The sequence below is a fragment of the Paenibacillus sp. FSL H8-0548 genome, assembly GCF_038630985.1.
GTDB lineage: Bacteria > Bacillota > Bacilli > Paenibacillales > Paenibacillaceae > Pristimantibacillus.
The window spans coordinates 1,521,280-1,536,300 of record NZ_CP152049.1; the positions used below are offsets into that span (position 1 = coordinate 1,521,280).

Here is a 15,021-nt window from a genome sequence, read left to right on the forward strand (position 1 = left end):
TTTTTTTGTGTATTCCTTACAATTAAACTAACTAATACTATAAAGATCCCATGCTAGGGGGCAATTCGAAAAATGACTCGAACAAAGAGCGGAGTGATTCATACAGCTATGCTCCTGTTAGCCTGCTTAATTCTAATGAGCGCTTGCTCTAAAGAGACAGGTACGAATAGCCCGCCCAATAACAATGTAAGCAGCATAAATAACCATGAAACTGTAAGCGCTTCAAACGTTGCGAATGAAAATAACAATAAGTTGGAGCCCTATACGCTGCGCTTCGTATACACCGGATCGCCGCAGCGTGATGAGCTGGCAGTAGAACAAGCCATGAATGAATATTTGCTTACTAAAATAAATGCTAAAATTGATCTTATGCCTATCGATTGGGGACCATGGGATGACAAAGTGAATCTGATGATCGCCTCACGCGAGAAGGTTGATATTATTTTTACTGCACAGTGGAATAAGCATGCGGTAAATGTATCTAAAGGTGCGTTCTTAGAGCTTGATGAGCTGCTGGAGCAGTATGGTCAAGGCATTTTGCAGTCGCTTGATCCTGTTTTTCTCGCGGGCGCCAAGATCAATGGGAAAAATTATGCTGTGCCCACAAATAAGGAGCTAGCTGCACAAGGTGGTATTATTTATCGTTCAGACGTGGCGGAAGAGCTTGGCATCGATATGTCTAAGGTAAAGAAGATTGAAGATCTAGATGAGGTTTATCAAACTATTATTTCGAAAAAACCAGGTATGACCCCGCTTTATATGAAGCTTGGAGAAACCTTTAATACACACTACATCGGCAATTTTGATGGGCTTGGCGATACTTCGATCCCTGGAATTATTCTAAAGGACGAGGATGGCACCATAGTGAAGCCCGCATACGAGGTGGAACGGTATGTGAATACACTTCGAATTACGAGGCAATTTTTTCAAAAGGGCTACATCAACAAAGATGCGGCTACGAATCAAACGATGAACAACGACGCGATTAGCTCGGGCGACGTTTTTTCGATTACGTCGGCATTAAAGCCCGGCAAGAATGAGGAGCTGGCCATTCAGACAGGGTTAATTGGCAAGCTGGCTCAGCTCGCTTTGAATGAGAAAACGATTGCTACCTCGGAAACAGCAGGCTCTATGCTTGCCATTTCTTCTACCTCACAAAATCCTGTACGTGCAATGATGTTTATTAATATGCTCCATACGGACCCCTATTTGAATAATTTGATTAATTACGGAATTGAAGGCAAGCACTACATAAAGCTAGAGGATAACATCATTAAGTCGACTGAGCTTACAAAGGATTATAATCCCGGTGCCAACTGGATGTTCGGCAATCAATTTTTGAATTATGTATGGGAGACCGAGGATCCTCTGAAATGGGAAAGGTTCAAAGAATTTAGTCAAAATGCAAAGCTCTCTCCTGGGCTTGGCTTCGTATTTAATGGAGATGCAGTCAAAGCAGAGGTCGCAGCTGTAGTAAATGTAGATCGACAATATCAAACAGCGCTGGAAACCGGCTCTGTGGACGTAGATAAAGTATTGCCGGAGTATAGGGAGAGCTTAAAGGCAGCGGGGATTGAGAAAATCATCAAGGAGAAGCAGGCTCAGTTCGATCAGTTTCTCGCGAATAAGTAATGGCGAATGCCCATAATACCCCTGAAGGCTGGCTGCCGACTCGACCTAAGTCCAGTGAAGAAACCGCCGAAGGTCCGTTTTATAAAGAGAGAAATTGATCTAAACTAAGTACATAAGGAAGAGCAACACGAACAAGGCAGTAAACAAACAATAACTAAATGCTAATACGCGAAAGGAGATGGAACTGAGGATGAATGGAAAAAGCGCTTTAGGCGTACTGCTGGTCATTGTTGGCGGCATCGCGGTACTTAATTTTGTCGGAGTTCATTTTGGTGCGATATTCGGATTCTTGCTTCCGTTCATATTAATCGGATTTGGAATCGTCGGTTGGATGAACAACAAGAAATGGATTGGCGGCATACTTACTGTAGTCGGTGGAATGATGCTTCTTGGGAAGTTTGGCGGATTCATCATGCTGCTGCTTGCAATCGGCTTGATCGTTGTCGGTGTTAGTTTCTTCAAGAAAGATAAACGCAGAGCATATTAATATTTGTAATGATCATGGATGGTTTTGGATGAAGAAGCTCGTTCTGCATTGAACAATGTTAAGGAGGACACGCAATGAGCATTATGAAGCGAGTACGCGACATTACAGTCGCCACTTTAAATGAACGGCTAGAAAAATCAGAGGATCCCGTCCGGATGATTGATCAGTTCCTTTGGTCAACAAGAGAAGATATTATCCAGGCGGAGAAGCTCTACCAGCAGTATGCAGGGCACAGCAACCATCTGAAGATACAATGGCTGCAGGCGGAGGAGCAGAAGGAGAAGCGTGAGAATCAAGCGCTGATGGCTCTGAAGGCAGGAGAGGAGCAGCTTGCACGAATCGCATTGCATGAGAAGGCAAGCTGCGATGAGCGTTCAGCATCGTATCGGGAGTTGTTCGAGCAAAGTCGACAAAGTACGCTGGAGCTTGAAGAGCAGCTGCGCGAGATGCGCAGTGAATATCAAACGGTATATGACAAACGTGAATACTATGCGGCTCGAATGGAATCTTTAAGGCTTCAGCAGCGCATGAACAGCCGCTATAATAGCGGTTTTGGAGACAACGGCATTCAATCAGGTGATGCTTTTAGAAAGCTTGAGGACCGGATCAGCGGCATGGAGCTTGAAGCGAAGAGCTTGCGCGACATTCGCAAGATAGGACAACAATTCGTAACGGAAACGAGCAATACGGTACAATCCGTTATAGAACGAGAGCTTGAGCAGCTAAAACGAAAGCTTGAGAAGGAAGGATGGTCGTCTTGAAGAAATTGTATCGTTCTTCGCGAGACAAGAAGTTATTCGGTCTTTGCGGCGGTTTAGCAGAAATGTTGAACGTCGATGCAACTTTAGTGCGGATTTTACTTATTGTTGTCACGATTTTTACTAGCGGAGCTGTCATACTGATTTACATTATTGCAGGGCTAGTCGTTCCTAAGGAACCGCAGAACCCTTATAACTATGGCCCAAATGGACATGGTAATGGTTATGGCGGCGGCTACAACCCAGGATTCGGGCAGCAAGCGCAAACGCAGTTCGGCGGACCTTACAAAAACCCGCCTCAATCGCCAGGATCATGGAACTCGACAGGTCCTGCACCGCAGCCCGGAGCGTCGACGCAGTTCGACAGCATGATGGATGATTTGGAGAAGAAAGCATTGCGTCGTGAAATTGAAGAATTGAAAGCCAAACTTGCTAAATATGAGAAGGGGGATTTTTAATATGGGAATTTTCAAACGGATTAAGGATATGACGACAGCATCGGTTAATGAGGCATTGGACAAAATTGAAGATCCGATTATTATGCTAAATCAATACTTGCGCGATATGGAGTCTGAAATTCATCAAGCACAGGTCACTGTAGCTAAGCAAATGGCAAATGAACGCCTCATGAAGCAGCGCTTGGAAGAAGCTGTACGAAACGCGGCTGATCGTGAATCGAAGGCTGAGGCAGCTCTAAGAGCAGGGCAAGAGGAGCATGCACGCAAGCTGCTTGAAGAGAAGCTGTACTTTGACCAGAAGGTAACTGAATATGTAGGTCTTCATACACAATCCAATGCTCAAGCAGAGGAAATGAAGCAGCAATTGCACATTATGAAGGAAGAGTACTACCAATTGCGCAATAAACGCAACGAGCTTGAATCCCGTGCCAAAGTAGCAAAGGTTCAAAAACAAATGGCTCAATTATCAGCTAACCACACGATTGACAGCGGCTCAGCATCACGCGGCTTCTACCGTATGGAAGAGAAAATTATGCAAATGGAAGCAGAAGCAGATGTTCTGCGCACTCCTTACTCCTATAGCGGTGCAACAAATAACTTTAACGCTGCTGAGGTTGAGAAGCAGCATAAGGTTGACGAGCAGCTCCAAGCGCTGAAAAACAAGCTGAATCCAACAACTTCTTTATCAAAGGAACAAACAGAAGAATAATATAAATAAAGCAATGAAAGAAGCGGACCCTAGCGGTCTGCTCTTTCATTTGTGTAATGCTGAATCCGATTGGGGCTTATTTTCAATTAAGAGCATAGCATAGGCTGTCCGATAAGGTTAAAATAGTACATAGAAGGAAGTGAGCCGTATGGAGCAGGGAAATCAGAAGCACGAACCGAGTCATGCGGCACGCAGGCGCAATATATCGGAGACGATTTTGTGGCTGCTTATTATTATCAGCCTCGTTATTATCGTGCTGCAAGGAATCGGCTATGTGGATTTATTTACTTTGCAGGGCAAATGGGCGGTTATTGGTCTTGCTATCGTTGGTATAGGTCTCGCTGCGGCAGCGTTAAATGGGTATTTGCAAAACTCACGGCTGAAGGAATCGCTGAAGCGGATGACGGAGCAGCAAAAGAAACGAAGATTCAATGTTACGCTAAGCAATGGCGATAATACAGAGAATGAGATATCCGAGCAGGAGCAGGTCGATCCGAATTGGACGAAAAAGGTCAAATTCACAGCTGTAATCGAGGAGCGGCAGCGGCTGGCACGAGAGCTTCATGATGCGGTTAGTCAGCAGCTCTTCGCCATATCGATGACGGCAACTGCTGTAAGTCGAACGATTGAGCGAGATTGGGAAAGAGCAAAGCGCCAGGTGCAGCTGATCGAGGAAATGGCTGCTGTTGCACAATCAGAAATGCGTGCGCTGCTGCTTCATCTTCGGCCCGTCCACTTGGACGGAAAAAATCTGGGACAGGCGCTTACTGTTCTAGTGGATGAGCTGAAGCAGAAGGTACCGATGGTCATTACGCTTGAGGTAGATGAGATGATCGTGCTGCCTCCTAATGCTGAGGATCATTTGTTTCGAATTGCCCAGGAGGCGCTATCGAATACACTTAGGCACTCCAAAGCTGACAGACTGGATATTAAGCTGATAAGTACTGGCAAGCAAGCGCATATGAGCTTGCAAGACAATGGTGTAGGCTTTGACCTTGAGGCGAAGAAGCAAATGTCTTATGGGCTGCTTACGATGGAGGAGCGGGTGATTGAGCTGGGCGGATCGCTGCAAATGGTTTCAAAGCCTGGCGAGGGAACTGCTATTCTTATTTGGGTTCCGATCGAAGGTCAATAAGCATCAAGCTGATGAATAGGAATATAATCAACTAAGTTTTCAAGGCAATACGATAAATTAAAGGCGGTGCAGGGTATGGAGGCAATGGGGCAATTGAGTCAGCCGATAAAGGTTCTGCTCGTTGATGATCATGAAATGGTGCGGATCGGGCTTGCAGCGGTACTCGATACCGAGGATGGCATTGAGGTGGTCGGTGAAGCGAGCAACGGCATGGATGGCATCCGATTAGCGCAAGCATATAAACCGGACGTCGTTCTCATGGATTTAGTTATGGATGGCATGGATGGGGTTGAAACGACAGCGAAGCTGCTGGAGCTGTACCCTGATTGCAAGGTTATCGTATTAACGAGCTATCTAGATGACAGCAAGCTGTATCCGGTTATTGAAGCGGGTGCTTTCAGCTATTTGCTTAAAACGTCAAGAGCGACAGAAATTGCCGATGCGATTCGCGCAGCAGCTCGCGGGCAATCTGTATTGGAATCCCAAGTTGCGGCGAAAATGATGAATCGCTTCCGCCAGCCGAAGCAGCAGGAGATAGCGCCTTTGCATGATGACCTGACGGATCGCGAGATGGATGTACTTAAACGAGTAGCGCAGGGGATGTCTAATCAGGAAATTGCTGATGAGCTGTTTATTGGCGTGAAGACAGTGAAATTTCATATTACGAATATTTTTAATAAGCTGGACGTTGATGATCGGACACAGGCGGCTATCTATGCGCATAAGCAAGGGATTGCAGAATAAACGAGCTTTCAGCTTATGAGATTATTGGTGAGTAGAGCTTTTCAATATCATTTGGAATAGTTGATCGGTATCATCTATAGCAATCATCGGAGTGGAGCAGTCCTTTATGTGAGCTGCGCAGAGCTCAGGCCAGATCGCAGCTGCAATGGGGTTAGATGCAGGCGCTAGCAGCACAAAGTCGGCTTCTGAACGAAGCATGATAATTTTCGGATAGGGAGCGTTCTTAAAGCCCTCGATCAGGATGACATCGGCTTCTGTCATTTGCGCAATAAGCTGTTCAAGCGATTCGGGGTATGCTTTCATAATTGCTGTCCGCGATGCGGAAGTAATGGCAGTTAAATCTGCCCCAGCAGCTTGATGCTTCCAAGTATCAGTACCCGGCTTATCGATTTGAAAATCATGCGCATCGCGCTTAATAGTTCCAACTTTATATCCTTCTCGTTTGAATCGTTCTGTTAGCCGGCAAACCAATGTGGTTTTGCCGGTGTTTTTATATCCAATCACTTGGATAATAAGCTGGCTGTTTGCTGCTGGCTGCATGGTCTTTCTCCTTTGTAAGTGATGCGATAGGCATCTGTAATTGCCATAAGTTTAACATACATTGTAAAATAAATGCTTAATAAGCTTGCTGCTGACCGACATGCAGCAGCAATAGGAGCGGATGATTGTAATGGAGCAGGCTAACAGCACTGGAGCGGGCAGGACAATAGGGAGAGAGGGGGCCGGACGGTTCAATCGGCAGGCCGTGAAGGTCAGTGAGGCGCAGGAGCGTGTGCTTGCTGCTGCGGCTGAGCTGCAGCTCGGCAGCGAGCTTGTGCCGCTGCGGGCCAGCGGCGGCCGGAGGCTTGCGCGAGCGTTAGTCGCGACAAGCGATTGGCCGCCCTTCGCGCGCTCGGGGCTCGACGGCTATGCCGTGCGCGCGGCAGATATCGCGGAGGCGTCGCCGGGGCAGCCGGCGACGCTGCGCGTCGTTGATACAGTCGCGGCGGGCGGGCTCGCCCTAGCGGCTGTGGAGAAGGGCACGGCCGCGCGCATTATGACTGGCGCGGCTGTGCCTGTAGGGGCTGACGCGGTCGTCATGCTGGAGCAGACCGCGGAAGCTATGCTGGCAGATGGCTCGGCGGCGGTGCTGATCAAGCACGCCGGCGCAGCCGGCCAGCACATTGCGCCCCAAGGCGAGGAGTTTCGCCTTGGTGGCGCTTTGGCTGCGCCCGGCACGCTTGTGCGGCCGGGGCATATTGCGCTGCTAGGCACATTCGGCTATGCCGAGGTGCCGGTGTGCAAGCGCCCGCGCGTAGCGGTGTTTGCGACCGGCAGCGAGTTGCTGCCGGTTGCGGCGCCGCTGGCGCCGGGACAGATCCGCGACAGCAACAGCTGTATGGTCGCGGCTATGATAGAGCAAAGCGGCGCTGAGCCGATATTGTGCGGCCCGCTGCCTGATGAGCGGGCCGCGGTTGAAGAAGCTTTAGCACAGGCTGCTGCGCATGCTGATCTGATTGTAACGACTGGCGGCGTATCGGTGGGCGATTTTGATGTTATGTCGGATTTGTTCAGCTCTATGAAGCAGGGGAGAATACAGGGTCAGGTCTTGTTCGATCGTGTTGCGATGAGACCAGGCAGTCCGACATCGACAGCGGTTGTGAATGGAAGATTATTGATTGCATTATCTGGAAATCCCGGCGCATGCTTTGTTGGCTTTGAGTTATTTGCCCGACCTGCATTGCTGAGAATGCAAGGTGTGGAAGCAGCGCTGCCTCGAACAGTCATGGCACAGCTGCTAACGGCAGTAGACAAGCCCAGCCCGCATGAACGCTATGTACGATCAAGGCTGCTGTATCAAGCGGACGGTCGTTTGCTCGCAGACCCGCTAGCTTTTTCTAAATCGAGCATGATGGCATCCATTGCCGATGCTGAAGGACTAGCTGTCATTCCCTCAGGGTCAAGGGGGGCAGATGCGGGCGAGCTCATTAAGGTTATTCTTCTGCCATAAATGAGTTGAATTAAATATAGGTATTTAAAACCTTATTTGGCAGGGAAATCTATTTATAAGATCGAATATATAATGCAGTAAACTTATTTATAAATAGCGATTTACGATCCATCCGGCATAAGGGACAGGAGAATAGCTTTGTATAGAGCCCAGATAAGCTGCGTAGGGGAGCGTCGAGGTAAGCTGTGGTTGGAGCAAATCGATCGCTTTATGCTGATCCCCATAAGTAAAAGCGTGCTTCAAGACATTTAACAAGCCGTCTGCTCCGAGAAGAACTCTCTTCAACCGTTCGGCTGTGGCGGGAGATTGTAAACGGGAGGCTGAGCTATCCTCCTGACTGCTCTCAATTCCAGAGCCAGTAACCCATAGGCCATCACTCATACTGCGGCGCAGATGAATGTGGTGAGAAGCAGGATGCCTTAAGGCAAGCTCTATACTCGCCCAAAGCTCTGGTTTTAAATGCTCGGCATGCTGCTTATAGCTCGATTCCCATTGATTGAGCAGCCGTGTAAGCGTGCTTAGACTGTCAGTGATCGGCTTATGATTATGCAGCTCGCTGCTCAGCTTTGCGGTCAATTGCACGATATTGGATTGTGCCTCATTGGAGGTGCGAAGCCAAGCGGAGGCGCTGCCCGCAGCTTGCTGAAAGCTGCGATTCCATTCGTTTTTATTACCGAAAAACTGCTGTATCTCACCATCGTGATAAGGATAATAAGTATAGCGATTGGCAGCTTGTACAGGGACGTACGCATTTGTCCTTTCAATTCCTCTAATCGAACGTATATATGAGCTCATATGCAAACTCCCCTTAAACTCCATAGTTGGCTGCAGCGTCAGCATACTATAGCGTGTGCAAAAAGACTGACGAAATCTGTCACCGTCTCAAAAAATAAAACAAGCGGCGACTCTACGCCGAGTGCGCAGCTTCCACATGACGACACCTCCTAAAATTGATTAATCCTGCAACCAGTGTATTCACCTACAGTAGAGCATGTATGGATGTTTACCCAATCGGAAGAGGATAGGAGTGAAATAAATATGTACATTCCAAAAGAAACAAAGCATGTCAGACATCGGCGATCTGCCAAGCAGCGTGCTAAGCAAACGAGGTTTGGTATCATTCTTGCGCTGCTTGTCATTTTGCTGAGCGCGGTATGGGCAATGCGGCAATCGGACGCTGCTTTGCAGACAACCGCCTCCTCGGTCAAGCTGCTTCAGCATGATTTGCAATCGTTATGGCAATGGAGCGACGGCCAGCTAAGAGGCGGATCGGAAGCGGCAAGCTGGACGCTGAGATGGAATGTGACAGGCCGGAGCGGCACAATGCAGGAGCTTGTACGTATCTATTTCGCAGATGAAAAAGGAGCGGCGATAGCCAGGGTTGAGAAAAATGAAGGGAAAACGGTCACAGGGACTATTCCGAAATATGGCGGACTCGTTTCGATTAGTCTTATCCAAGCAGATGAGCAGAGCGAGCAGCTTATGGTTTTGCTGGAGACCAATCGTTTATTTCCACTTACGAAGAGCTCGCTGCTGCAGGCTTCATCAGATATTTCTGAGGAGCTGGCATTCATTTCGGCTTCATTTACGAGCAGTATGAAGGTTCAGGGGTATACGGAGCAGAAACAGGTGTCTCAGCGCCTGGTCAAGCTTACGAATGCCAGCCTAGTTGATCGTTATGAGGATGGAGGAACAATCAGCGAAACGTATTATACACGTATGCTGCGCTCAGCGATTGCTGTCGAAAACGGGAAAGCTGCGAATTTTCAGATCGCTGTAAATCATGAAAAAAGTACAAATAATACAGCTTTAACGATCGGAATACCTGTGATTACAGGAGATTATAGCGTTTCCGCAGCGGAAACAGCGCAAGCAGCCATAAAGAATTAGAAGAAGTAACGTAACTTATCAGTATTTTTTATGGCTTGTTGAATAGCGATTTATATTCGGATATGCTAAACTACATAACATATAAGTTGTATAAAAATACACTGGGAAAGAATGAGGCAAATGACATCTACTAATAATCTTGACTCGATCTCCGCAGAGGGTGCAGTTTATTACCTTTTTGGAGCAACGGGCGATTTGGCACGGCGCAAGCTGTTTCCAGCCCTTTTTAGTTTATATAAAGAAGGCAAGCTATCTGAAAATTTTGCGGTTGTTGGTCTTGCTAGACGTCCTCGGACGAATGAACAATTCCGTTCAGACCTCTATGATTCCATCGTGGAATTTTGTCGATATAAGGCGGAGGATGCCGAGCTTTGGAATCGTTTCGCAGAGCATTTCGTTTACATGTCGCTTGATATTAATAATGTAGACGGCTTCCGCGAGCTTAGCAAATTGTCGGAGCAGCTGGATGTGAAATTCAACATTCCGGGCAACCGTCTTTTTTACTTAGCGCTTGCGCCCTCAAACTTTGGTCCTGTGTCCTTCAGTCTGCGCGACGGCGGCTTGCTCGAGTCTACAGGCTGGCATCGTGTAGTCATTGAGAAGCCATTTGGCTACGATCTTCCATCTGCTCAAAAGCTGAACGAGCAAATTAACCAAGTGTTTAAGGAAGAAGAGATTTATCGAATCGACCATTACCTTGGTAAGGAAATGGTTCAGAATATACAAGTCATTCGATTCGCGAATGCATTTTTCGAGCCATTGTGGAATAATAACCATATTGCGAACGTTCAAATTACGCTTTCAGAAACGGTCGGCGTAGAGGATCGCGGTGGTTATTATGACAAATCCGGAGCGCTGCGGGATATGGGTCAGAACCATATGCTTCAAATGCTGACGATGATCGCAATGGAGCCGCCTAGTCGGCTGCACGGAGAAGATACGCGTGATGAGAAGGTTAAGGTGCTTCGCTCACTGCGCAACTTCACGAGCAGTGACATCGTTCGCTCGAATGTCGTACGTGGTCAATACAGCGAAGGGAGCACTCAGAACAAAGAGCTTGCAGGCTATCGCCAAGAGGACTCTGTAGCTGAGGATTCCACGACAGAAACTTATTTTGCAGCTAAAGTGTTTGTGGACAATTTCCGCTGGGCTGGCGTACCTTTCTACATTAGAACAGGAAAACGTCTTCCGGTAAAAACGACTGAAATTGTTATTGAGTTTAAATCGATGCCGCAAAACGTATTGTTTGCACAGCGTCATGATTTGGCGCCAAACCTGCTTGTCATTCGCGTAAATCCGCTTGAGGGCATATATATTAAAGTCAATGCAAAAACACCGGGCGAAAATAACTCGGTACAGCCGGTTGCGATGGAATTTTGCCAAAGCTGCCAAGTTGGCTTGAATACGCCGGAAGCTTACGAGCGCCTTATTCATGATGCGGCACGCGGTGATTCAACCTACTTTACGCGCTGGGATGAGGTTTCTCAGGCATGGGCGTTTGTTGATCGCATCGCACAGGCATGGCGCGAGGACGAAAGCGATTTGAAGCTTTATCCAGCAGGATCTTGGGGTCCAGATGCAGCGAATGAGCTGCTTAAAGAAGATGGCTTCCATTGGTGGCCTGTGAACGGACAAGAGGAAGATAAGGTGATTTGGGTGTCGAACAGCGGGAAATAATCGCTGCCCTGCACCTTACGTAATGAAGGGAAGGCTAGCATGAGCCAATCGTTAAGTGAAGAAATTAAACAGGAAGTAGATAAGCGCCGTACATTTGCTATTATCTCTCACCCTGATGCAGGGAAAACAACCCTTACTGAGAAGCTCCTCCTATTCGGAGGAGCCATTCGGCTTGCAGGGTCGGTTAAGGCGCGTAAAGCGAGCCGTCATGCCACATCCGACTGGATGGAAATTGAGAAGCAGCGGGGGATCTCCGTAACGTCCAGCGTAATGCAGTTCGATTATTTGGGACACCGCATCAACATTCTCGATACACCTGGTCACCAAGATTTCAGTGAAGACACGTATCGTACATTAACAGCAGCTGATAGCGCCGTGATGCTTATCGACGTCGCCAAAGGCGTAGAGGCACAAACGATTAAGCTGTTTCAGGTTTGCCGCAAACGTGGGATTCCGATTTTTACATTTATTAATAAGCTGGATCGCGAAGGCCAAAATCCATTTGAATTGATGGAAGAGCTTGAGCGCGTGCTTGGCATTCGCGCAGTGCCTATGAACTGGCCGATTGGTATGGGGCGTGAGCTTTGCGGTGTTTATGACCGTATGAAAACGCAGGTTGAGCTGTTCCAAGGCAATGACCACTCTACAATCGAAGTTAAGCCTGTCAGCGATTATAATGATCCGATGATTCGTGAAATGGCTGGCGATTATTTGACAGACCAGCTGATTGGAGATCTTGAGCTTCTTGACGTTGCAGGCGATCAATTCGATTTAGAGAAGGTGCGTGCCGGCGAGCTGACACCTCTGTTCTTCGGAAGCGCGGTCAACAACTTCGGTGTGCAGACGTTTCTCGAAAACTTCCTGGAGCTGGCTCCTAAGCCGTCGCCGCGTCACAGCATGACCGGCGAGGTAGATCCAAACCACGAGAGATTTTCAGGTTATGTTTTTAAAATTCAAGCGAATATGAACCCGGCGCATCGTGACCGGATTGCCTTCCTTCGCATTTGCTCAGGCAAATTCGAGAGAGGAATGAGCGTTCGTCATGTTCGCAATGGCAAAGATATTAAGCTGGCGCAGCCACAGCAATTTTTGGCGCAGGATCGTGATATTGTCGATACGGCATATCCAGGCGATATTATCGGCTTATTCGATCCAGGCATCTTCCGCATCGGTGATTCTTTATCACAGGGCGGCGAAGTTGTGTTTGATGAGCTGCCGACGTTCTCACCTGAGATTTTTGCTAAGGTAACCGTAAAAAATGCATTGAAGCATAAGCAGTACCAGAAAGGGATTGACCAGCTGACGGAGGAGGGCACGATTCAGGTGTTCCATTCCACAGGCAACTTCGACGAGACGATTCTCGGCGTTGTCGGTCATTTGCAATTCGAGGTATTCGAGCATCGGATGAAGGCGGAGTATGGCGTAGATATTCAGCTGCATCGGATGCAGTTCCAATTCGCGCGCTGGATCGTGGACGATAACATCGACCCGGGCAAATTCCGTATCAATACGACGCTCGTCAAGGATAAGAAGGGCAATTTTGTCGTCTTGTTCGAGAATGAATATGCGATGCGTACGGCAATAGACAAAAACCCAACGTCTAAATTTCTGGAAACCGCGCCTTAATGGTCAGGTTATAGGAAAGCTGGAAGCATCCTCAGCCCATTGCGCAGCAGCGCTTGCGGCAGGGGATGCTTTTGTGCTTAAAAAGGGTGAATTCCAGTGCTAACTTTAAGATTTAACCGTATAATAAATGGATAAACAACGATAGGTGGCTAGTCATACATGAAAACAATCATGTTCACCGGGGGAGGCTCAGCCGGACACGTTACGGTAAATCTGGCCTTGATCCCGCGATTTTTGGAGGAGGGCTGGTCAGTCCAATATATCGGATCGGAGAGCGGTATTGAAAGGCAGCTTACTGCAACGATTCCGCAGGTGAAATATTTTCCGATATCGACAGGCAAGCTCAGAAGGTATGTGGATATTCAGAACGTCAAGGACCCATTCAAGGTGGTAAAAGGGCTGTTTCAAGCCTATCGGCTCATTAAGAAAAATAAGCCTAATGTCATTTTCTCTAAGGGAGGCTTCGTTTCGGTGCCAGTGGTCATTGGAGCATGGCTGAACAGAGTGCCGCTGCTTATTCATGAGTCGGATTTAACGCCGGGCCTTGCCAATCGAATATCGATCCCTTTTGCAACTGGCGTATGTACAACGTTCCCGGAGACAGGAAGTATGCTGAAGGCAGACAAAAGCCGTCATGTAGGCGCTGTAATCCGCGAGGAAGTGAAGCTCGGAAACGCTGACCATGGCAGACAATTTTGCGGATTTACGAGAAGCAAGCCGATTATTCTCATTATGGGTGGAAGCTTGGGTGCTCGGAAAATTAACCAAACAGTCAGGCAGGCGTTAACAAGATTGACTAAGCAATTTCAAATCGTTCATCTCTGCGGGAAAAACCAGACAGACGCTTCGATCGATATCGCTGGTTACAAGCAATTTGAATATGTAAATGAGCAGCTGCCCGATATTTTCGCAATGACCGATGTTGTTATTTCACGTGCGGGCTCTAATTCGATTTTTGAGTTTTTATCTTTGAAAAAGCCGATGCTGCTCATCCCGCTAACGAAAGAGCAGAGCCGAGGCGATCAAATACTTAACGCACAATCGTTTGAAAAGTCAGGCTACGCCGATGTTTTGTATGAAGAGAAGCTGACAGCAGCTACGCTAGCGGACAGCGTTGAACGTTTGTACGATGACCGTAAGGCTTATACAGACCGTATGAATCTGAGCGAGGAAGCTAACGCTCTAGCCGCTGTTTATGACTGGATTAACGAAATTGCCAAGCGGTAATTCGCAAAATAACTAGCTTGTATGTGAGCTAAGAAGAAACGATTCAGAACGTTGTTTGACGTTTTGGGTCGTTTTTTGGTTTGTATAGGAAACTATGGATTCTCCGAACCTAATGATAACGATGCTGTGCGAGCAGCCGGAGAGCGGATAACGAAATCTAACGGAAACCAGAGACGCTAAAGTTCCATTTTTGGTTAGCGTCACATTGTAACGGAAACCAGAGACTCTATTACGTAGAAATGAAGCGAAATCAGGGATGTAGGGTACAAATAGAGGTCCGTGTTTCCGTTAGAATTTTGAAACGAAAAATCAAGGCGATTTAGCGTCTGTGGTTTCCGTTAGAAGTGTGAGTGGATGCGTCTGCGATTTCCAGTTATATCTTAAGGGAAAAGGAATCAAGGACACCGCCGATTTCTTTGGTTCAACTGATATAGTTGGGTTAGTTCGTTTAGGGAATAGCGCTATAGGACGAGGCTACGCTGCAGTTTGTACAACGTAATTGACGTTGCTTGCCTGACTCGATACGTACACTGTAGTTTGTGCAATAGATGGCCTATTCTAGGGCGATATTCGTTGGTTTGGAGCTCATTCTCCTGCAAAATTACCATGTAGCCAGCAGAAACAGCTCTCATGTGAGGTTTTCATTGTACGAAGTGCAGTGTAGGCGCTTCTCCTTCATCTAGCGGAT

Annotated in this window: 14 protein-coding genes; 12 read left to right on the top strand and 2 right to left on the bottom strand. The window is 47.6% G+C overall.

From position 1 onward, the window contains the following. Positions 1 to 72 precede the first annotated feature (72 nt). The 7 genes from MHI37_RS06410 to MHI37_RS06440 all read left to right on the top strand — a co-directional run bounded on the left by MHI37_RS06410 (position 73) and on the right by MHI37_RS06440 (position 5,923). On the top strand, positions 73 to 1,632 hold the full coding sequence (locus tag MHI37_RS06410; RefSeq protein WP_076334564.1) for an ABC transporter substrate-binding protein: 1,560 nt from the start codon (positions 73 to 75) through the stop codon (positions 1,630 to 1,632). A gap of 190 nt (positions 1,633 to 1,822) precedes the next feature. Next, complete coding sequence (locus tag MHI37_RS06415; protein ID WP_076334563.1) at positions 1,823 to 2,119, top strand: hypothetical protein; 297 nt, start codon at positions 1,823 to 1,825, stop codon at positions 2,117 to 2,119. A gap of 74 nt (positions 2,120 to 2,193) precedes the next feature. Beyond that, positions 2,194 to 2,880, top strand: a complete 687-nt coding sequence (locus MHI37_RS06420; RefSeq protein WP_076334562.1) for a PspA/IM30 family protein — start codon at positions 2,194 to 2,196, stop codon at positions 2,878 to 2,880. Further along, a complete protein-coding gene (locus MHI37_RS06425; protein WP_179090112.1) occupies positions 2,868 to 3,335 on the top strand; it encodes a PspC domain-containing protein in 468 nt (155 codons plus the stop codon). Before MHI37_RS06420 ends, MHI37_RS06425 begins: the two co-directional genes overlap by 13 nt. A gap of 1 nt (position 3,336) precedes the next feature. Beyond that, the gene (locus tag MHI37_RS06430) at positions 3,337 to 4,044 is read left to right on the top strand and encodes a PspA/IM30 family protein (protein WP_076334561.1); all 708 of its coding nucleotides are present in this window, start codon (positions 3,337 to 3,339) and stop codon (positions 4,042 to 4,044) included. A gap of 148 nt (positions 4,045 to 4,192) precedes the next feature. Continuing rightward, positions 4,193 to 5,179, top strand: a complete 987-nt coding sequence (locus MHI37_RS06435) for a sensor histidine kinase (RefSeq protein WP_076334560.1) — start codon at positions 4,193 to 4,195, stop codon at positions 5,177 to 5,179. A gap of 75 nt (positions 5,180 to 5,254) precedes the next feature. Next, entirely contained in the window at positions 5,255 to 5,923 is a 669-nt protein-coding gene (locus MHI37_RS06440) for a response regulator transcription factor (protein WP_076334559.1), read from the top strand. 21 nt (positions 5,924 to 5,944) lie between these two features. Here the strand turns inward: MHI37_RS06440 and mobB are convergent, their stop codons facing one another. Further along, a complete protein-coding gene (gene mobB / locus MHI37_RS06445) occupies positions 5,945 to 6,463 on the bottom strand; it encodes a molybdopterin-guanine dinucleotide biosynthesis protein B (RefSeq protein WP_076334558.1) in 519 nt (172 codons plus the stop codon). A 130-nt stretch (positions 6,464 to 6,593) separates the two neighbouring features. On the opposite strand from mobB, the gene glp reads away from it, so the two are divergent. Next, a complete protein-coding gene (gene glp / locus MHI37_RS06450) occupies positions 6,594 to 7,913 on the top strand; it encodes a gephyrin-like molybdotransferase Glp (RefSeq protein WP_076334557.1) in 1,320 nt (439 codons plus the stop codon). Between the two features lie 87 nt (positions 7,914 to 8,000). Here the strand turns inward: glp and MHI37_RS06455 are convergent, their stop codons facing one another. After that, positions 8,001 to 8,708 carry a hypothetical protein gene (locus MHI37_RS06455; RefSeq protein WP_076334556.1) on the bottom strand — a complete coding sequence of 236 codons (708 nt, stop codon included), beginning with the start codon at positions 8,706 to 8,708 and terminating at the stop codon, positions 8,001 to 8,003. A gap of 243 nt (positions 8,709 to 8,951) precedes the next feature. Between MHI37_RS06455 and MHI37_RS06460 the strand changes: the two genes are divergently transcribed. The 4 genes from MHI37_RS06460 (at position 8,952) to MHI37_RS06475 (ending at position 14,333) form a co-directional block, all read left to right on the top strand. After that, a complete protein-coding gene (locus MHI37_RS06460) occupies positions 8,952 to 9,803 on the top strand; it encodes a YwmB family TATA-box binding protein (RefSeq protein WP_076334555.1) in 852 nt (283 codons plus the stop codon). Between the two features lie 120 nt (positions 9,804 to 9,923). After that, on the top strand, positions 9,924 to 11,480 hold the full coding sequence (gene zwf, locus MHI37_RS06465; protein ID WP_076334554.1) for a glucose-6-phosphate dehydrogenase: 1,557 nt from the start codon (positions 9,924 to 9,926) through the stop codon (positions 11,478 to 11,480). Between the two features lie 39 nt (positions 11,481 to 11,519). Next, a complete protein-coding gene (locus MHI37_RS06470) occupies positions 11,520 to 13,106 on the top strand; it encodes a peptide chain release factor 3 (protein WP_076334553.1) in 1,587 nt (528 codons plus the stop codon). A 159-nt stretch (positions 13,107 to 13,265) separates the two neighbouring features. Then, positions 13,266 to 14,333 (top strand): undecaprenyldiphospho-muramoylpentapeptide beta-N-acetylglucosaminyltransferase, encoded by a 1,068-nt coding sequence (locus MHI37_RS06475; protein ID WP_076334552.1) that lies wholly within the window; start codon positions 13,266 to 13,268, stop codon positions 14,331 to 14,333. Positions 14,334 to 15,021 lie beyond the last annotated feature (688 nt).